The 19,844-nt window shown below is 42.6% G+C and carries 13 protein-coding genes and 4 pseudogenes; 6 read left to right on the top strand and 11 right to left on the bottom strand.

What is annotated here, in order from left to right; genetic code table 11:
* From SANK73390_RS18615 to SANK73390_RS18625, 3 genes and pseudogenes are all read left to right on the top strand, one after another.
* Positions 1-499, top strand: a 499-nt coding sequence (locus SANK73390_RS18615; protein WP_462767884.1) for a transposase, incomplete at its 5' end; no start/stop codon positions are given.
* 224 nt (positions 500-723) lie between these two features.
* A pseudogene (locus SANK73390_RS18620) lies at positions 724-870 on the top strand (transposase); the annotation flags it as partial.
* Between the two features lie 188 nt (positions 871-1,058).
* Entirely contained in the window at positions 1,059-1,886 is an 828-nt protein-coding gene (locus SANK73390_RS18625; RefSeq protein ID WP_462767885.1) for a toll/interleukin-1 receptor domain-containing protein, read from the top strand.
* A 161-nt stretch (positions 1,887-2,047) separates the two neighbouring features.
* On the opposite strand, the pseudogene SANK73390_RS18630 reads toward SANK73390_RS18625, so the two are convergent.
* Positions 2,048-3,198: pseudogene (locus tag SANK73390_RS18630) on the bottom strand (IS3 family transposase).
* A gap of 66 nt (positions 3,199-3,264) precedes the next feature.
* Here SANK73390_RS18630 and SANK73390_RS18635 point away from each other — a divergent pair.
* Positions 3,265-3,620 (top strand): annotated as a pseudogene (locus tag SANK73390_RS18635) (IS3 family transposase); the annotation flags it as partial.
* Positions 3,621-3,824 (top strand): annotated as a pseudogene (locus SANK73390_RS18640) (IS3 family transposase); the annotation flags it as partial.
* Between the two features lie 254 nt (positions 3,825-4,078).
* Here SANK73390_RS18640 and SANK73390_RS18645 read toward each other — a convergent pair.
* Entirely contained in the window at positions 4,079-5,881 is a 1,803-nt protein-coding gene (locus SANK73390_RS18645; protein ID WP_462767886.1) for an alpha-keto acid decarboxylase family protein, read from the bottom strand.
* Positions 5,882-5,939: 58 nt separating this feature from the next.
* A complete protein-coding gene (locus tag SANK73390_RS18650) occupies positions 5,940-7,907 on the bottom strand; it encodes an FAD-dependent L-amino acid oxidase (protein WP_462767887.1) in 1,968 nt (655 codons plus the stop codon).
* A 320-nt stretch (positions 7,908-8,227) separates the two neighbouring features.
* Between SANK73390_RS18650 and SANK73390_RS18655 the strand changes: the two genes are divergently transcribed.
* Positions 8,228-8,806, top strand: coding sequence for a PPC domain-containing protein (locus SANK73390_RS18655; RefSeq protein ID WP_462767888.1), 579 nt, complete (start codon positions 8,228-8,230; stop codon positions 8,804-8,806).
* Positions 8,807-9,065: 259 nt separating this feature from the next.
* On the opposite strand, the gene SANK73390_RS18660 is transcribed toward SANK73390_RS18655, so the two are convergent.
* The 8 genes from SANK73390_RS18660 to SANK73390_RS18695 all read right to left on the bottom strand — a co-directional run.
* Positions 9,066-9,770 carry a DUF4376 domain-containing protein gene (locus SANK73390_RS18660; protein WP_462767889.1) on the bottom strand — a complete coding sequence of 235 codons (705 nt, stop codon included), beginning with the start codon at positions 9,768-9,770 and terminating at the stop codon, positions 9,066-9,068.
* 9 nt (positions 9,771-9,779) lie between these two features.
* Positions 9,780-12,581, bottom strand: coding sequence for a hypothetical protein (locus tag SANK73390_RS18665; protein WP_462767890.1), 2,802 nt, complete (start codon positions 12,579-12,581; stop codon positions 9,780-9,782).
* Between the two features lie 21 nt (positions 12,582-12,602).
* On the bottom strand, positions 12,603-13,970 hold the full coding sequence (locus tag SANK73390_RS18670; RefSeq protein WP_462767891.1) for a hypothetical protein: 1,368 nt from the start codon (positions 13,968-13,970) through the stop codon (positions 12,603-12,605).
* Between the two features lie 2 nt (positions 13,971-13,972).
* The gene (locus SANK73390_RS18675) at positions 13,973-17,947 is read right to left on the bottom strand and encodes a hypothetical protein (protein WP_462767892.1); all 3,975 of its coding nucleotides are present in this window, start codon (positions 17,945-17,947) and stop codon (positions 13,973-13,975) included.
* The gene (locus SANK73390_RS18680; protein WP_462767893.1) at positions 17,940-18,341 is read right to left on the bottom strand and encodes a DUF6950 family protein; all 402 of its coding nucleotides are present in this window, start codon (positions 18,339-18,341) and stop codon (positions 17,940-17,942) included. Before SANK73390_RS18680 ends, SANK73390_RS18675 begins: the two co-directional genes overlap by 8 nt.
* A complete protein-coding gene (locus SANK73390_RS18685; protein ID WP_462767894.1) occupies positions 18,322-18,909 on the bottom strand; it encodes a hypothetical protein in 588 nt (195 codons plus the stop codon). Before SANK73390_RS18685 ends, SANK73390_RS18680 begins: the two co-directional genes overlap by 20 nt.
* Positions 18,909-19,514: a hypothetical protein gene (locus tag SANK73390_RS18690; RefSeq protein WP_462767895.1), complete on the bottom strand. Its 606-nt coding sequence runs from the start codon at positions 19,512-19,514 to the stop codon at positions 18,909-18,911. The genes SANK73390_RS18685 and SANK73390_RS18690 overlap by 1 nt, the downstream gene beginning before the upstream one ends.
* 138 nt (positions 19,515-19,652) lie before the next feature.
* Positions 19,653-19,844: hypothetical protein (locus SANK73390_RS18695; RefSeq protein WP_462767896.1), on the bottom strand; the 192-nt coding region annotated here is incomplete at its 5' end.

Consider the following 19,844-nt stretch of genomic DNA (forward strand, 5'->3'; position numbering starts at 1 on the left):
TCGGTTTTGGGAGGGGCGTTTTAAATCGCAAGCACTCTTAGATGAAGCCGCACTGGCAGCCTGTATGGCGTATGTTGACTTAAACCCCATCAGAGCGAAGATGGCAAAAACACCAGAAGACTCTGAGCACACCAGTGTTCAAAAGCGAATTAAAGCCGCAAAAGAGGCAAATCAACCTAAACAACTTGCTCGCTTTGCAGGCAGCCCCAGAAAACACATGCCCAAAGGGTTACCCTTTGAGTTAAAGTCATACTTAGAGCTAGTTGAACTAACAGGGCGTTGTATGCGAGAAGACAAACGCGGACATATAGAGCAACGCACACTTCCTATTTTAGAGCGATTAAGCATAGCACCTGAAAACTGGTTAAAACTCACCACACAATTTACCAAAGTGTTCAAAGGGGCAGTAGGGCGGCCCAATAAGCTTGATGGCTACTACGCGCATTTAGAAGTAAAACGGCGAACCGGCATCAGTCAATGCCAAAAGCTATTCGCTTAAATAACTCAACAACACAAAACACTTAACCGCAATCATGCTGATAAAATAGGCAAAACAGCGACTAATTTTTTGCAATTACCTCTTAAACCCTCGGATAAAACTAAAAATAGTAGTGAAGAAGTGCTTTTGGCATAGAAATATCAAAGGTAATGGCTTTGCGTGTCCATTGTTTGATAATTTTATGATGGCTGTCTAATTTGTTGCTTTTTCTAATTTGTTGCTTTCCTGAAAACTGGTTAAAACTCACCACACAATTTACCAAAGTGTTCAAAGGGGCGGTAGGGCGACCCAATAAGCTTGACGGCTACTACGCGCATTTAGAAGTAAAACGGCGAACCGGCATCAGTCAATGCCAAAAGCTATTCGCTTAAATAACTCAACAACACAAAGATCAAATAGCTGGTGATTTACCTATTAACAGTGATTTAAAACCTCAAAACTTAAAACAATTATTAGTAATATGTTCAACTATTTGATAAAAGTATAGGTGTACAGTGAGGTTAGTATCTGTGCTTTTAATTAATTAGTATCAAGTGATTACTTCAAAATAGGACGAATAATGTCAGTATTTATTAGTTATAGCCATAAAGATGAGGCGTTTGTTGAAAAATTAGGGTTAGCTTTAATTGAAAGGAATATACCAATTTGGCGTGATAAATGGCAATTAGGTTTGGGAGATTCGATAAGCGGCAGTATTGAAAATGCTTTAGAAAAGGCATCATTTGTTTGTATCGTTTTATCAAAAAGCGCTTTAAATTCAGATTGGGTAAAAAGAGAAATTGAAGCATCCTTACACTTAGAGTTAGAGCCTAATAAGCTGTCAATATTACCCTTAGTTATAGATGACTGTAGGTTACCTTTGTTTCTCAGGAGTAAATTATATGCAGATTTCAGGGATGGTTTTGATTCTGGGTTAGCTATGATTATTAATGCTGTTAGTGATAAATATAACCTTTATTCAGGTAGTACAACAAATAATGGAAAAACAACATCGTTTGCTACAGATGTTTTGAAATCAAAAGATTCACTAGAAATTAACATGGATGTCATAAGTGAGGATGATGATTGCGATTATTTTATATTATCTAGCATTCAATTTACTGGCAATGAAAATGCTTTACATCGATATGAAGAATACGAGAGTAATAATATGGCCAGTAACTTTATTAAATTAATAACAAAAACGTTTAGTTCTTCGGCTGATATCGCTAATGCGCGTATGATTATCGGGGGTAGAAAAGCTGCTTCGGTATCTTTTTCAGTTAGTGATGATTCAAATCTTGCTTTTTCAATTGCTGTAAATGCGAAAAAAGTTGGCCCTGACAATGGGAAAGTTGTGCTATTTAATTTAGGTGAGATATTTCACTTCCATCAAGAAATAAATTAAAGGTAAGACTTTTGGAGTTTTTAATTGGCATATTGGCATATTGGCATATTGGCATATTGGCAAGTATATCAGCGCAGGGTCTTTGGGTTGGAGTGACACGTTTTTTGTCTTTTGTACCCTCGAAGTATCCTGATTTAAGAGGTATGTTCTGCATAACTAATTCAGGACACTTTTCTTAAGGAATTTTGCTCATACTCTACTGGCGACAGATCACCATTAGCTGTATGAAGTCGTTCTAAGTTGTAATAGCGAATATACGCCGTTACATCATTTCTCATATACTCACGAGTTGGCTGTGGTACTTTCAACAACCAATCATGTTTTAAACTGCCGAAGAATCGTTCAACAACCGCATTATCCCAACACGCACCGACATCGCCCATGCTAGCTTTTATGCCATAGTTAGCTAACAGTTTACGATAATGTTTGCTGGTATATTGTGACTCTCTGTCGGAGTGAAATACTAAGCCTTTTGGTGGCTGACGTAAGTTATAAGCTTTCATCATTGCCTTGCTTACCAAATCAGTCGTCATGCGTTTATCAATATGCCAACCCACAATACAACGAGAATATAAGTCCATGACAATGGCTAGATACATCCAGCCTTCGCCAGTTCTCAAATACGTTACATCACCAGCCCACACCTGATTGGGTGCAACAGGGTTAAAGTTCTGGTTCAGCAGATTATCTGCAACGGCATCACTGTGTTTACGTTTGGTTGTTACCTTGTAAGCCACTCGTTGAGTCACTACTAGACCAAGTGTTGCCATTAATTTCTGAACGCCACAATCACTGACGTTAAAGCACTCACTGCGTAGTTTCTTTCTAAGCTCTCGGTAGCCTAAGCTATTTCTGCTTTTCATAAAGAAGTGCCTTGCCTTTCGATATAAATTAAGCTGCTCTACAGTAATAACCTTTGCTGGCCGTTTAAGCCAAGCATAATAAGCACTGCGACTTACTTTCATCACTTTGCAGAGCTTAACTACAGGAAACACCGAAGATAACTGCTTAATCGTTTTAAACGTTACTTGGTTTCCTTTAGCAGGAGGGCGCTGGCCTTTTTTAAGATTTCTTTTTCCATCCTAAGTTATTTATTTTCCTTGCGTAACCTTAAAAGCTCAGCTCGCTCATTAGCACTTAAACTGGCTCCAGATTGCTCAGCTTCAACCTTGGCTTTCCAGTTATAAAGTAATTTATCAGTGATACCTAAAGACGCTGCTGCCTTGGGTACGCTGTAACCTTGCTCGGTTACTAATGCCACAGCTTCTTGTTTAAATTCTGCTGTGTAACTTCTGTTTGTTCGTTTTGTCATTTAACACCTCAATTATTGGATTATATTCCATTATTAAAGTGTCCTGTTTGATTAAAGCAGATCACAGATAAACTACACGCCAAAATCGGTCAGTTAACCATGGAAAATGATTTTTTGGCGAAAGTGCTCGGTCGTTAGATCGGGCACAGCGTAAGCATTCGCTGGATAAATCCACCCAACTATCGATAAAGCGTCAGTGTGAGCTGCTCAATACTGCTCGCTCGACCGCTTACTATCAGCCCATAGACCTCTGTGCTGAGGAGATTGAGTTGCGCCGTATGATTGATGAAATTCACCTCCAGTATCCATTTATGGGCAGTTGGCGTATTCGCACTGAACTGGCTAAAAAGAATCGCCACGTTAATCGTAAGCGGATTGTCAGAATAATACGGGAGATGGGCATTGGCGCAATTTACCCCAAGCATGAGCACAGGCATAGTCGGATCAAATTTGTAACACCGGCGCAACGCCACAATGGAGAAGATAAAGCGATACTGGCAAAACGCCGTGAGCTATATAGCGGAGCAAAAGAAAAGCATCCTAAGCGCTGGTCAAAGAACATTAGAAATTGGGATGAAATAGGAAATGTAAAGTTAAACTCAGAAAACAAAAAAGAAGCAGCTTAACAGCTTAGGCGATAACTACCTTGAAAAACACCGTAATCAAACATTGCGAAACAGTTGCTTAGTTCCTCTTTAATAAAAAATGTACTATATAATAAACAAAGACTTAATTACATATTAAAAGAAAACAATTAACTGATTTCAATATGTAAAAGGGGTTTACATATTCCATAGGCTAAGTAAAAAATATCGTATTTGAGTGGAGCTAAAATAAAGGCCCATTTACTTCATTAAGAGCCTTTATTTATCGTGAATAATTAAAATTTTCCTGCAGGTGGCCAATTTGGGTTTTCGATCTCATCTTCACCTACTGCTGTACCGGCTTCTTGAGCAATTGACAGCGGAACATTTTCTTTTGGTATACACACTTCCACCAAGAAATTAGTATCAGGTTTGCATCTGATTTCTTCCATCACAGCCAGCAGTTCACTCATATGGCTGACCGTTCGACCAGTACCACCAAATGCATCAGTGAGTTTTGCTATTTTCCAACTTGGCAACTCATTGTAGGCATAAACGCTATCAAGCAATTCATCTTTATAATCAACAGGTGGGTGCCTAAATGGATTAGGGTTTACCAAGTATTGTTCGATGCCGTAAATACCATTGGCAATAACAAACACCACCGTATTTTGACCATAAGCGTGCTGATCTGCAACAGCTTGACAAGTTTCATGAAAAGCACCGTCACCCACAACAACGATAGCGCGCTTGTCTGGCATTGCGCACTTTACACCGGTTCCCGCAGGAACTGAAAAGCCGATTGATAACCAAGCGGCTTGAGCTATAAAGCCATTACGAGAAGGAATTTTAACGCCTTGTGCGCCTATCAAAGGGAAGCCTGCATCAACAACCATCACATCATCTTCACTGATCCATTGGCTCATCGCATGAAAAAAGTTATCGTATCCTAGCGTACTATCGGTATTTGGACACGTCCGTGCCGCTTTCAATAATTGCTTAGTTAAGCGTAAACCAGCAAATTTTGCTGACTCTACTTTCGCCAGTTCAGTAAATTTATCAATTAAAGCATCTAAATATTTATCTAGCTGAACTGATGGGTAAAACTCAGCGCCAACAAATACACCATCATGTGCAGCTAACACGGTTTTGCTGCTACGAATGTCTTCATTACCGGTATCTTTACCGGTGGTCCACGCTCCGATACCAATAAGCGCACCATCTTCACCCACAAGCTCGGTGATTTCTTCATTTTTGAGTGTGACACACCCCTCAAACCATGGGTGTGTTTCTTCAATAACCGATTTACTTAAAGCTGTTGTTACAAAGTGAATATGTTGATTGGGCAGTGTGTGCGAATGATTGAGTATATCCAATAATGTTAAAAACTTATCCTGTAAGCCAAACCGCTGCAACTCAATACCCGCCCAAAAAATACTGTTAGGCTTGCTTAGCATTAGCTCTACGGTTGCTTGTGCTGCATTACTCGCTTCGCTTACTGTGATTGTGGCATCAATACCGGATTGAAGTGTACCTTGTGGCTTTTGGCACGGCGTACGCCATACATCTTCTGCAACTTCAAAGTAAATAGGGCGCTTGAGAGTCAACATTGCCGTTATTGCAGAATCTATTTGATAGGGCGCTTGTTGCGCGTTTGTGATTCGCTCTGCCGCCACCGTGATAGGTTTAAACATATGTATATCTACAAAATCATACCCTGTAGTATGTGAATACAATAACCCTGCCTGCTTTGAGATTTGATCTTCTTTGTTTGTTGGTGCACCATTTATCAAAATAACAGGGACTTGCTCAACAAATGACCCTGCAATGGTATTGAGTAAACTAAACGCACCAACACTATAGGTAACATAAAGCGCACTTACCCCCTTTAATCGTGCATAAGAATCAGCCGCATAACCTGCGCACAATTCGTTAGCATTACCAGAGATTTTGATTGGTGAGTTATCATCAGATAAAATTACATCCAATAGCGCAGCAGTATAGTTACCCGCAACACCAAACATTTGCTGCACACCTATCTCTTCTAAACGTTGCTTTAAGTAATCAGCAACACAATATTGGTCAATTACATTATTCATGTTTTTTCTCGAAATTTTGCAATAAAAAGGAGGTGTTTAGCCTCCAATATGTGTTTACTTAAGCTTTATCGAAATAAGTTAAATTTACACCTAAAATACTATTCCTATCGAAGGTTTCATCGATAGGTGCATCACTTATGCTCAAAGTTGGGTCTATATATTCATTAATTAACTTTGAAGCATTTTGTTCATAAGCTTCAGTAATCGCAGCAGATGAAGGTATACCATTTTGTTCTTGATAAAGTTTGTCTAGTGCCTGTAAACCAAAGCCTTTTTCTAATACAAGATCAGTTGAGCGTAGCGCTCCTTCTACCCAACCTTGGTAATCAGAAAATGCTTCACCGCAAGTAAACAAATTAGGCAAAGGCTCAGTGAGCTCTTGCATTACCTGCTTGTCATCAGCACCTACCGCCCACTGGTGAACACCATAACCAAACTGCTGACTCATTGGTAAATCAAAGTCAACGCTTCCTTCCCAAATACGCGCACTCGTTAGCACCGGTTGCGGTACGTAGCGTGTATCAAAAATATCTTTAAAAAACGCAGTTGCTTGTTCAACAACGCCTACAGATGCAGGATACATATCAGAGGGCACATCACATACATACTGATCTTGATGTGGATTGTGATAGAGCTCACCTTTATTTTGTAAAGCACTCCAGAAATTAATATTTAGATAGTCACAATATATAGTTAACGCAGCAGGGCGGTCATACTTTTGTGCATTAATTACATCAAGCTTGGCTTGAGTTTTTTTATCAGCACTGGTTTTGCGCTCCTCATACATAAGTGCAGCAACCAATGGTTCGTTAACCGCATAGAAAGGGTAGACGGAGCCAGTTGGAAGATCGGCAAAATTAGGACCAAACTCAACCGATGGACGACCTGTAATACCTGTTGCCCACCATGGTGTATCGTAGTAAAGGTTAATCTTAAGGAGAGGCTGATTAGTTGCAGTTTGTAGTGTATTCCAAATTTTTTGAGACTCATCTTTTGGTAAACTATTAAATGCATTTGAGCCAATGAACAACCGCTCAAGCGCCTGTCTTGGTAAACCCAAAATCACCTTTTCGGCTCGAATAGTCCCTGAAGTCACTGAGCCATTTACATCTGTGCGAGTATATTTTAGTGAATACTCTTTACATTTAGCATCGTAGTCTATCGCTTCTATTTCAGTCTGAAGGTGAATACGCTCTTCGCCAATTTTCTCAACTAAAGCGTTCGGTAAGGTACTAAACCCATCCTTAAAAGTACGAAATTTAGCATCCGCAGGAAAATCTTCTAACAGTTGGTATGCCACCCCAGCATTCATTTTCGACAAGAAAGTGCCATTGAAGCCAAGTGCGCGATAAAGCATGGTAATGCATTCTTGAGAATAACCCATGTCAGAAAATAGGTCCCATAATGACCACTCATTTAAACCTTTATCGTTCCATTTGCACTCTAAACGAAAGTTTTGCCAAAACTGAGGGCCTTTAACCTTTGGGCGAGCATTAAATTGAGGATTTGCTTGTAAAATACGATTAAAGACAACGTTAACAATTTCTGTTGGGTTCATCCCTTGTTCTGGCTGATCCAAATTATATAGCTCAGACCAAATCGCAAAATCATCTTTTGCTGCATCATTAACTGAAAAACTCTCTCCACGGAAATATAAGCGATTATTACCACCGCTATTCATAGGAAACGGCACAATTTCATCCTGCAAATCGAGCTCAAGAAATAATGCCATCAAATCGTCCATACTATCGAACAAAAAGCGCATACCGCCTTGCTCTTCTTTGACGGTTATTATGTCAGGTTGGTCTGGACCTTTTTTTTGATTATGGAAATTAATTAAATCCGAGTCTAAGCGCCCACCGGTTCTATTCGAGCGCTCTAATATAGCTAAATCGCTGATGTTCTTTTCATTATTAAGTCGCCAAGCGCTATAAAGGCCCGACATACCGGCGCCAACAATCGCAACTTCAACACGTTCTGGAATGGTTTTACATTTTATTTCACTGCCAAGTTTACAATGGGTCATGATAGTTCCTTGATTTAATTTCTACTTAACTATAGCGTCGTAAACAACCGATAAACGCAGCCGCCATTACTGTAGTCAATGCACAATTCAATCTTGCTCGTTAAAGTTAAAAGTAAGGTAATTACCGCTTATTCAATCCATTAAATAAAAATGCCGTTGTGCCGCTCCTTGTAGACTTAAATAAATGTAGCACCTATGTAAATAAATGTATGTTACAGCGCATTACATGCCAAAATTTTTTACCCTTAAACTCTAACTGGGTGAAGGCAATTAACTTTTATATGAAGATACAAAACTAGCTAGATCGTCATGCTTTGGGAGTGAGTACTATATGCTTTATAGTAAATGCAACAGATGAATTTGAGCTAGTTCAGTTTACACTGGCAGGTGGGCAAGGTAACGCTGATATTTATGTTCAACAAGATAGTTTACCTAATCTACAAACTTATGACTGTATCAGTGCAAATCAAGGCAATGACGAAATATGTAGCTTGGCCGCGCGAACAGCACCATTTTATATTCGTGTATATGCCAACTCCGCGGTTAGTAACGCGACTTTACAAGTAGGCCTTATTAAAGAAGGTGATAGTGAAATTGAAACGTACTTTGGTGAAATATCAACGCCTGATGAAGTTGACATTCAACCTAACGGCCAGTGGTTTGAATATCAAGGAGGTACACTAATTGCTCGGCTAGCTGGCAACAACCAAGCAGACTTAGAGCTGAGTTTGGAGCAATGGAATAATACTTTACAACAGTGGAAAGTGGTCGCGGTGTCTACACAACCTCAATCTAACGAGCGCATAGAATTTCAAGCACCTTATGGTTATTACCGATTTAAAGTTTATAGTTGGGATAGTCAAACAGCGGGACAATATCAATTTACTTTTGATAGATGATCAAAGCGCATGCTCTTTAAATAAGGGTGTGCTACTAGATAACGGCTATGTAAATAAATGTATCTTAGCACGCATTACATGGCAAAACTCTTTAAGCGAGATAGCTAGTTTTATAAAAAGTTTAATTATTAGAATTTTACATCAACCCGATATACATTTGGTAAATTGCCACCCAAATGTAATGCGGCGCGCGAAATTAGAAAAAAAGGCGTTTAAACTTAGACAGCGATAAATTATGTTAAAACGCCTTTTAAACTTATCATTCAACCCAAAGTTTCGACTGCTTATGCGCTGACAAAATACATGCTTGTTTTAGCTGGTCACGAGTTACTTCAACTATGTCGTTATTAGCTAAAACCCAAAGCTGCTTGTCGGTATCAGACATTAATAGTATTGCTCTGGCCATGCGCTGCTGGCTTAGTTCATCACCATCAAACGCCATACCGTCAACTTCAACAGTTATAGCGGCAACATTTGCTGCGCGCTGCGCTTTAAAGCGTTCGCGTTTTACTTTGGCGATTTGCTCATCGCTGTGAGCGATAGTTTTAGGGTGGTGATAGGCAATCAGGGCTTCGTCATCGCACACAACGTGCGCTGCTTGGGCCTCGGTTGTAAGCTCTAAGTCAACGTTAACCTTTTTAACCTCATAGCAAGCGCGGCGGAGCGCTAAATCAATTAATGGCTCTGATGGTAATACTGGCAATTCAACTAGCTCTGTTGGGTTGTCAGCGTTGTGTGCACTTGCTTGCTCAATAGCCTCTTGTATTGCAGGTAGCGCTTCAAGCCACTGTGCATGGGTTTGTTCGTGTGCCGATTGCTCTTGCTCGATAGCCAGTTGCAGTGCTTGCGTTATTTGCTCTTGTGGGTGACGCAGGGCAATTTTAGTGTGTACATCTTGATACGTTGTCACAGGCTGCTGCTCTGCGACAGGTTCATTTACTTGTTCAATTATTTGTTCGCTCATAGCAGGGCCTTAGTTGTTGTATGCAATACCAATGGGAAATTGAGTGTGATGGCAAAACACTTTAACGGTGTTGCCGTTAAGGTCGATTTTAACGTTTTCACCATCAACGATAGGAATGGTTTGATCATCTCCCCAATCGGTGCCGTTGTGTTTAAGTTCTGCACCGTGGAATTGTAGATAGATAAGACCATTTCGCTTAGTACATGAGTAAAGAGCTTTGAAACCTGGAGACTGGTCGTTAGGTGCGTCAAGACTAACTCCCGTATGTTTGGGTTCATCGCCTTCTCTTGATGTCCAACCTAGCGTCTGATTTGGACTGAAAAACGTATGTTTACTTACAGCTAAAAGCTCTTGAAAGTACGCACTGCTGTTACGTTTACCTACTTTTCCAACCAAGCTCAATTGCAGCCTGTTACCGTACTCATTCAAATATGCTTGGCTTGCATAAACATTTTGAATATCACCAAGAACGACTAAGTTTTGCGAAGACTCAGAGAAATTAGACGAGGACTCGTAATGTTGAATAATTACTATATCTTGTTCATTTTCAGCAAGTGTACGGGTGTTTTTAACCGCGTTTATCGCAAACGTGTTCGATGTCCACGTTTGTCCATTGTCATGTGTAAAAATCTGATTTCCAACTAAAACATTGCTTTTCCTGTTTAATGCAACATTCTGTATTTGCGTATTATCAATGATGTGAGGAACCCACTGCCCAACAACACCATCAGGAAAAGTTGCGGCGATATTTTCAGGGCTTCCTATGATATCTACCCAAGGGAGTGAGTCGAATTCACAGCTCATTTCGGTGGGCATAATGATTTGCGCTAAAATGGTTGAAGCGCGGCCACTACCAAACCAGACATTAGTACCGGTGTTCGGGTTAATCATCGCAATAGATTGCTTGCTATTTAGTATTTGAAACTTTGCAACTGCAATCCATGTATCAAGTGGGTGTCCACCGCCATAGCTCTCCGAGTCTGTATCACCAAAGTCTAGAAACCGAATCCACACCGTTGGACCATCAACCGTTGTATAATTTGGGTAAGAACGATAGTTATTTGACCCATAAAACTTTAAGTTCTTTGTTAATGGTACATCGTGACTACCATTTTCTAAGTAAATGGCCATTCCAGAGTCACTACATAAGCCTTGATTTACTATTGTATATGGAGTTTTGTTCTTACCTCTAAACAACCCTGCCACTGCGTTACGCATGGTGTCTTCACGAAGTTGGTTTACATCGAGCTTATTGGCGTTTAAGCGTAAGTCTTCTACTTGGCCTGCGTAAATGGCGTCGTGGTATTTATATTGGTCAGTTCTGCCCGACCATTTACCAGTTCCTGAAATATGACCAAATTCGTTTGAATTTGTTCGAGCACCGCCCTGTGCATATGGAACAAAACAATCAAGAGTACAATATGGGCTACGCGCAATATGCTCTCCATGCCAATAAGCAGCATAGGTGTCTAAATTACCAATGTGCGCAAATCCATTACAACCCATGGGGTTGTAAACGGGATGGTAAGCACCTTGGTTTAAGCGTTGCACTAGTGCGATTGGCACCCCAAAGCATAACCCTTTATAGCCGTGGTTCATTGATCTATCAGGGTCCCCTGAACCATATTTACATATGCTATATTGCCCTGACAATGGCTGATTAACAGCTATTCCTACATTGTTAGCTTGTATGGATTCACTGCTAATGTAGCCAACACGGGTACTATCACCATGAGAAGTAAAATCATCAACATTGATGTTGCTTCCTCTCGGCTTAATTGCATCCCCAGATTGATAGGCCATATAGCCGTTTGTCGCAATACTATTGGCCTGAACACTTTGCCAGTTATCACCGAGCCCTTCTACAACTCTAACCCTATACCGCACTTGAATATACGCTTTGGCTTTTGGGTCGTAGTAGATATTGTGCTCTGGCTCGCTTAAGAACACCGCTTTTTGCTCATCAGTCAGTGTTGACCATTTAACACCATAACCTTTGGTGTTTTGGTCCCATTCACCAAACGCTGAGTAACCTTGTGCTACAAGGTTGTTGAGCAGTGCAATACCTTGATAGCTGTTAGCGCCGTATTGCACATTGCCCAGTGGGTAAACCACATCTTTATCGGCAATTTTTTCATGCCATGACTCTAAAAACACCAGGTCTTTACGCGAGGTAATGACCTTGTTTGTCTCGGTTTCTGATGCAAACGCAACCTCTGAGTTACTGTGTCGAGTCACTGTACCTGTAGCCGAGTCGTAGGTTTTGGTGCCGTCTGGGGCGGGTGGGAATTCAAATATAGCGTTGTTATTACTTGAGCGAACACAGTCCACGCGAAGTTGAGCACCGTCAATTACTACAACAGATTGGTCTGAATTTGAGATACCAGAACGTACAAATTTATCGCCACAAACTAAGCTGTTAGGAACGTTTGTCACTGTCCACAGCCCCTCATTTATTGTGTTGTAATGAGTGCCTGAATTGTTATGCTTACCCCACTCTACAAACCCTGAACCCGCATATTGCTGCTTGCGCATTTGGCGTAGTGCATCAAACTGGGCTTTGCTCATTACATCTGGGTGTGGGTTCACGCTTTGCGCTTGTTCCACTAGGGTTTTGAGCGTTGGCGTTGGGTGTTTGTTGCCGTTTTGGTCAGTCAGCTCTACCGTGCCTTGTTGTGTTTGCCAATCGGTCATGGCTTGGCTGTTGCTTGCCAAGGCATCGTGTGTGCCTTGGTACTGAGTGTTTAGCTGGGTGTGTTTTGCAGTTACATTTTCCAGCGCTGTAACTGCATTCGTCAGTTCTGTGCTCATGGTGGTTACCTTAATTTATATCTAAACTGGGAATAGTTGGTTAATTTGTTGCGGTGTGAGTGTGTTGTTTAATGCGGCATTTAATGCCGTATTAATGTGGTTGTTTTGCTCTGCGAGTAATTTAGCGCCTAAGGCACATAAAGCCGCGTAGGCTTTGTTGTGCACTGTATCAAGCGAAACGCTGTTAACATGACGCTGTGTCAGCTCACTTGCTGTCAGCGCTGAGCCTTTGGCATTTTCAACCTGCGCTAAATCATCATGCACCGATATTGAAACCTGCCTCACATCATTGAGTGCAAGTGTGGTTTGGTTGCTCGCATTCATCGCGTTGTATGCATGGCGCTGAGTGTTCTGCTCTCTTACTGCTGTTTGCCGTATAAACTGCTTGGCTGTTTGTTCAACACTGGTTTTTGCATTGTTTGCTGTAGATGCAATTGCCTGTTGTTTTTGCGTTGCCTGCGTTTGGGTTTGCTGTGCTGAGCTGGCGATCTGTTGCTGCGCATGTGTCATTGCTGCGTTTAACGTAGTGCTTAATGTGAGTAGGTCACTTTTGAGCTGTTCAACCACTGTTTTATCGGCGCTTACTGTTTGTGCATCACTGTGTGTTTGCGACTGCGCGACTGTACACAACGCCGCTGCGGCTTGGCTGTGGGCTTGGTCTAAATCCACCTGCTGAGCAGTTTGCTCAATATCTGCTTTGAGTGAAAACATCACTTGTTGAGCTGCACTTACTTGCAGTACTTGTTCAGCAATCGTATTTGCATGCGATTGCACTGTAGCATGCGCCGTGACCACTTCATCATGCTTTGCAGTCACGCTATTGCCGGCCGATATCACCTGTGGGTAAACCGCATCAAAGTTAGCAATACGTGGCTCAACTGTGGCTAAACTTTGTTTGTTGGCCTCAATGATTTGAGCCATGTTGGCTAAGTCAGCGCTTGCCGTCATAGCCACTTGAGCAAGCTCAGCAATTTTTATCGGTGTCGGTATAGCTGTTTGCTCGCCCAAGAATGTGGTGATTGGGTAGGTGTCATCGGTGCTGACGAACCAACCCGTTAATTCGCTCTCACGTTGATGCCATTTTGTTTGTAGGTCGGCTAAACTTTTTGCTAAACGGGCAGTCGTCGTTGACGTAAAGTTTTGGACTAAACCATAATTGATATTGTTTGCATCGTAGTTTGGAGAAAACTGCTGGCCATCAATCATAGCAACGCGCAACAGTGAGTCACCGAGCACTTCAACAACCTGTAAAAATACATCGCGGCCATTAGCAATAAAACACAGTAAGTCGCCCGCTTGGGCCTTAGCAACTTGCACAAACAATGTGTTGTTACCGGTAATAATTGAATGGTGTTGTTGTATTGAGATTGTGCCTATTGAATAAGCCATGATTAACCTCGCTTATAAATAACAGCGACCTGTTTAACTTGGTCGGGGGAGTCAAAAATAACGTTGTGGCGTACTTGCGCAATGGTGTAACGCTCTTCGCTTTGAGTGGGTTGGCGCATGCCTTTGCCGAGCATTGAACTTGAGCAAATTAAATCGCCCGTTTGCAAGTTGCCACCTTCACCACACACGTTCATCGCGCCTTCGCCGCCTGCGTTTATTTCAGCAATATCATAGAGGTAGGCCAGTTGCTCCCATTCATCAAACCCCACCAATCCTGCTGACTGAAAGTCTGTTAAACGTCGGCGGCCGCTATAGACTCCTCGAACTGTAATATCAAAGGGGTAGCATGAGAGTTTTGCAGTACAAATCGCGTTAGATATATCCGCAATATGCATCAGTTCATCATCACAAATGATGTCTCCCATCTCTGGGTTTAGGTCTTTTGGCAACAACGTTTCATGCGCAGATGTATGAGGGCCTATCTTCCCCTGTATTGCGTATAGAGCCCAACGAGTGGCTTTAGCTTCTATTGCTTTACTTTGAGCTTGAATTAAAGCACCTATCTCCCCACTTGGCCTAACAGTCAAGTTATTACATGTAACCCAGCCAAGGGCCGCATTTGCAGAGGAGCTAATGTAGCCTCGTCTAACCCCATCGTAAAAAAAAGACATATGCCCATATGACGCCTTGATAACGCCTTTAGATTCGGTATGCCATTCAAATGTATCTGCAGCAAATTTCATTTTCCCTGGTGTAATATCAACGCCAGTTACACTGCCATTTACATCAACATACAGCTGCGCGCGACTTTCAAGCCCGCCCAGTCGGTTTGTATGTGACGTTAACGTGAGATTGGCCGATGCATATTTGCTCTCTGTGTTTGTCACTCGCGTGGTGAGCCCTTCAACCGCTGTAGCAGTACCGCTTGCTTTGGTTTCAACGGCTGAAACTCGCCCAGTAACCGCGCTCAATCCTGTTTCCAGATTGTTTGCTTTTAACGTTACGGTGTTTATTGCCGTCGAGTTCCCCTCTGCCGTATTTTTGACTTGTGTAATGTTTGATGCCAGCGCACCTATTGAGCCATCAGCATTATTTGCTCGCCATATCAAACTAGATATTGATTGGCTATTACCAACCAGGTCCGCTTCAACATGCTCAATGCGCTCATTTGCAGCGCGTTCCACACCATCAATGTTTACCTCAAGAAGTTGTCTAGACGTTGCAATGGCTGCGTCTGCATCAGCTGCGGTATAAAACGTTTGATTGAGATACGCTAAATTGTCATCGACTTGGCTTTTTAACTCAGCTTTTGCTTGCGACACAGCGTTGTCTGCATCCGCTTTTGTGATGTAATACGTTTTAATTTCAGCATGATTGTCATTAACTGTTGATGTTAGCTGTGTGATTTTTGTTGAGATTGCATGCTCAGTAGTCGCAATAGTTTGGTTCACATCGATAATTTGCGCTTTATTATCATCAACCTCAGATTTAACCGTGCTAATCTTTGTTGCAATCGCTTCGTTTTCGCTCGCTTGTGCGGCTACTGCTTCATTAATTGTGGCGTTTGTGGTATCGGTTTTTTGCTCTAAGTGCAGGGTGCTTTGCAAGTCAGCATCAAATACATTTTCAGCGTTTAACGCTTGCTCTAAAACAGACTCAGCTAGTTCGTCCATGTCATCTAGGCGCTCGGTAATGTCCGATAAATCTTTTGGTCCTACGCCGATTGCGCTAAATGTTTGTCTGGCCGATTCACCATCGTAATACGCCGTAACCGTCACTGAACTGGTGCCGTTTTCATCTACTTGCAACTCAAACGGCAATTCGGTTTTGTTTAGTCGGTCATCAGTTTGTTCAATAAATATTTGTGCGTCAACGCTATCGTCTAACGTCACTGTAAGCGCTTGATAGGCAAGCAGGGTTTTGCTTATCTTGTCATACAGTACCGCTTTTACAGTATGGGTCAGATTAGCAGGGGTCCAACCAATACCTGTGCCTGTCCACGTGGGCGACTGGGTTAGTTCAAATGACAGGGTAGACAGTGAAATATGATTGACCGCGCTTTCGGTTGTTACACTACGTACAACCCAATCACTCTCGCCCACGTTGTTCACGGCGCGACATTTATATTGATAGGTTGTTTTGGGTGCTAATCCGTTTTTTGTATAAACATTTGACGTAACAATAGGGCTGTCTGTTGGCGCGTCTTCAGTGCCAAGCCACTGCCATTCGATTTTGGTACCTAACGTATTATCAAACAATATTGCTGAAAGCGTCGCGCTTACATCGCTCACATCAACCAGCACTTGCGGGGGCTGGGGTATATCAATTTTAAAATCAATGGCGTGGGGGGCGCTGGCTTTACCGCGCACGTTCACCGCTTTAACTTCAGCGATAAATTCACCCACTTGTAAATTGCTGAGTAATGCAATTTGAAAGTTCACCAACTGCTTGTCTATTTTGCGTTTTTCTTCACCCTCAATCACATAAATATCAACACTATAATGCATGACTGCATCGGGTGTGTCGTGACTCCATTTGAGCATGTAATAACCATCACTTCGTACAGACGCCACTAAACCCTCAACAGCTTTGAGTTGCCCGGGTACATAATTTGTATTTAGGGTTAAATCGTTGACGCCCGGAACGAGTCCGTCAGCCCAAATTGCGGCACTGTCTTCGATACACTGCAACGTGACCGCGCCGTCAATTTTAAATTTACGACCCACAATGCGATACGTTTTATTGTTTATGTGATACTCGGGTATATTAACTTTGATGGTTCTACCCACAGCGGCACGTAACCCAACGTGCCTAAGTGGCAATTCAATCGCACCTAAACGTGTTTGCTCTAAATGAATAGCTGCAAGGCGCTGAGCAGTAGCGCTACTGCGCACAAATGGCAGGTTTATTGTTTGCTCTAATTGCTGTCCGTCTTTTTCTAAATAACCATCAGCAATTACTGGCGGTGCGTCGGTTCGCTCATATTGCTGGTTTGGGTCAACAAACTGGGCCCGAACAATATTCGCCCGGGCGCGTAAATCAGCATGCCATTTTATTTTAACGTCGCCGCGAATATCTGCCGTTGTTACTGTGTATGTTGGGTTGCCATACCATGCACCAACGCGCACGTACCAATGGCCCATTTGCCGAAACACTTTGCCCGCAAAACTACGCTCTAATTGCTGTAAAACCTCAATCGGCTTTGATGTAAAACTAAATGTACCGTCTACCGTGTAGCGGGGTTCATGCTTCGTTTGGCCACTGGCGGAGGTGTAGGGCACTTGCTCATCACACACGTTTGCAGCGGCTTTCCACCAATTTAGCGGTAGGTGATTGTCAGGTACGCGATTAGCACCATAAAAACGCACGTAGTGCAGGGTGCATAGCACCGCATTTTGTGACCATTTCCATGTGTTTTTGTCGTTTTGGTTTTGGCTCGCGTCGCGCGGGTCCCACACACGTGCGCCACGTATTAAAAACTCACAATCGCTAATGCCGTCGGGGAATACATCGCGGTTATTCTCAAACTCAATGTAAATATGGGCTTGCTCGTAGCCTATGTGCTGACTCGTCCACCCTTCCATTCGTTGTACAGCCAGTTGAATTGCATGCGTATGACGGCCATCGGCCAATGCATAATCGTACGACTCACGCGGGTAGCTACTTAGCGGCTTGTTTGCTACATACACATTTTCGAGCGCATCAATCGATGCGCCGTTGATTAAAATAATCAGTTGAATAAACTCTTTTTCGCCACGCTCCACGGTGGCTTGGTGCGCAATAACACCGCCAACACGGTCACGGCCAAATGTGATACGGCGTGGCTTATCAATGCCTTTTTGCAAACCTTTGGCAAGCGTTGCGGTGTCTTGCTCTGGCTGGTCAATATCTGGGGTTAAACCATCAAAAATAGCACCAACGGTGGCATCCCACACACCTTCGACCACATCACCAACAACATCAACCACCTTACTCATGAATGTCCTCCAACGCATAAACATAGCGAAGCGAGTCAATTGGCAGAGTCGTTAACCCCTCGTCAGACACGCAATATACACAACCCAATCCAACAATACCCCCCACTAATTCACCGCTATGTTCACACAAAGCCACATCACCACGTTTAGCAAAATCAACAAGTGTAGTTTTAACGTTTAAACGTTGTTCAAAGATGTGTTTAAACCCGTGTTTAATGATGTTTAAACCCTGTTTAAATGTGGTGTAAGTGCCACGCTCAGGGGCGGGGTCAAACCCACGCACGTACTTAACCCAATCTGCGACAAACAAACAGCAGTCAAACTGGCCAAATTTAAACCGACGCCCACCACATTCGAGAATATATGCAACTAATTTAACGGTGACGGAACTCATTACCACCTCCTACGCGTCGTCCTGGTTGCGTGTCTGGCAACACATTTTCAACCGTGGATGAATGCTCAGAAAAAAACGCATCCCCCGGGTAAAGTGCTTTTTGTGTTGAGTCATTCCAACGTTGGTGCAAGCGCGCCTGCTGCCAGCGCTCAGACTCGCCAGTGACCGCCAAACTGATTTTTGACAATGCACCACGCTTTGTATCGCATGAGACGATAAACCCGCTTTCAATCAACTGATATTCATCTACGCGATAGTGCTCATCTACACTCACTAAATAAATATCAACTGGCGCACCAATTGGGTCGTGCGCTGCTATTTCACCTAAAATGTCTGAGTTTGGGGTGGTGAGGGTTAGGCGAATGCTGCTTATCGTATTTGAATCGTTTGCAGGTATTTCGCTTACTTGACCAAGCGCACCCAAGCCCAGCCAAGTGCTGTTTAAAAAGCGCCGCTCGCCCACACCTGTGTGTAGCCGCAAATCGCCTTCTTGTAGGTTTAAACGCACAAAATAACGCATACGGCCATTGGCAATTTTATTAATTAACGACAGTTTGACGGCTTCCATTAAAACGACTCCCGCCCTTTAATTTTCCACGATGTCACAACACCACTTTTATACTGCGCATCGGCCAAACCTTGTTTGTTATCTGCGAGCCGAAATACACCAGCTGGCTTATAAAAAATAACAGGGGTGTTATGCATAGGAATGCGACGCATGGGCGATTCAAAATGCAACAGCGTCGCACCGTAATTTGCAGGCTCTACATTCTGTGTGAGTATTTTAAGCTCAGCGGCAGCGCCTGAGCCAATTTGAATTTTAGTTCCAGCGCGCGCATACATTTGGCCCGCAGGCAGGTTGGTAACAGCCAACGTATTACCATCTTGATATGAGCCACTCACATAGGCATTTGTGGTTAATTGTGTTTGCTCATAGCGATAGTCATGCATCAAAAACGCACCCACCGAGCCGCGCAATTTTACTAAAAATGCATCCAGTACCAACGCATCCGCTTCAGGCACATTTGCAAATTCAACGTCAAATTCCCAATACGCGCCCTCATTATCAAATACTTCTGTCGCATTATTTGCTTTATTAACGTGTAACTGACTATTTGGTACCAACCTAAATACACAAGACTTGGGCTGTTTGGGGAGTGGTAAAAACTCCATAATTTTCTCGCTCGTCGATGTTTTGATGTGACGAGTTTAAAAATTTATGGAGCCCATTGGAGCGTGGAAAGTGGTTTACATATGATATGAAATCAGGGGGAAGGCTCACCCTGCAGCAAGGTATCTTTGCCGGTGTGTCTAATCTACTGTTGTTGCTTCTAAACTTTCCAGCCAACCTCGAACTAATTCGATTTGAGGGGTGGCGCCAACGGACACAAAAATGGCTTCACTTTTCAACCAGACATGTCTAGCATCATCCAGCTTACCCTGTATTTTATAGATAATGCCGATATTACCGTATTGATTGGCCATACCTTCCTGACGACTTAA

The sequence above is a fragment of the Pseudoalteromonas sp. SANK 73390 genome (assembly GCF_054966645.1).

What these genes read in the sequence shown, in the direction of transcription:
- SANK73390_RS18625 (WP_462767885.1), top strand. Translation starts at nt 1,059, where the DNA reads ATGTCAGTATTTATTAGTTATAGCCATAAAGATGAGGCGTTTGTTGAA.
- SANK73390_RS18645 (WP_462767886.1), bottom strand. Translation starts at nt 5,881, where the DNA reads ATGAATAATGTAATTGACCAATATTGTGTTGCTGATTACTTAAAGCAA.
- SANK73390_RS18650 (WP_462767887.1), bottom strand. Translation starts at nt 7,907, where the DNA reads ATGACCCATTGTAAACTTGGCAGTGAAATAAAATGTAAAACCATTCCA.
- SANK73390_RS18660 (WP_462767889.1), bottom strand. Translation starts at nt 9,770, where the DNA reads ATGAGCGAACAAATAATTGAACAAGTAAATGAACCTGTCGCAGAGCAG.
- SANK73390_RS18665 (WP_462767890.1), bottom strand. Translation starts at nt 12,581, where the DNA reads ATGAGCACAGAACTGACGAATGCAGTTACAGCGCTGGAAAATGTAACT.
- SANK73390_RS18670 (WP_462767891.1), bottom strand. Translation starts at nt 13,970, where the DNA reads ATGGCTTATTCAATAGGCACAATCTCAATACAACAACACCATTCAATT.
- SANK73390_RS18675 (WP_462767892.1), bottom strand. Translation starts at nt 17,947, where the DNA reads ATGAGTAAGGTGGTTGATGTTGTTGGTGATGTGGTCGAAGGTGTGTGG.
- SANK73390_RS18680 (WP_462767893.1), bottom strand. Translation starts at nt 18,341, where the DNA reads ATGAGTTCCGTCACCGTTAAATTAGTTGCATATATTCTCGAATGTGGT.
- SANK73390_RS18685 (WP_462767894.1), bottom strand. Translation starts at nt 18,909, where the DNA reads ATGGAAGCCGTCAAACTGTCGTTAATTAATAAAATTGCCAATGGCCGT.
- SANK73390_RS18690 (WP_462767895.1), bottom strand. Translation starts at nt 19,514, where the DNA reads ATGGAGTTTTTACCACTCCCCAAACAGCCCAAGTCTTGTGTATTTAGG.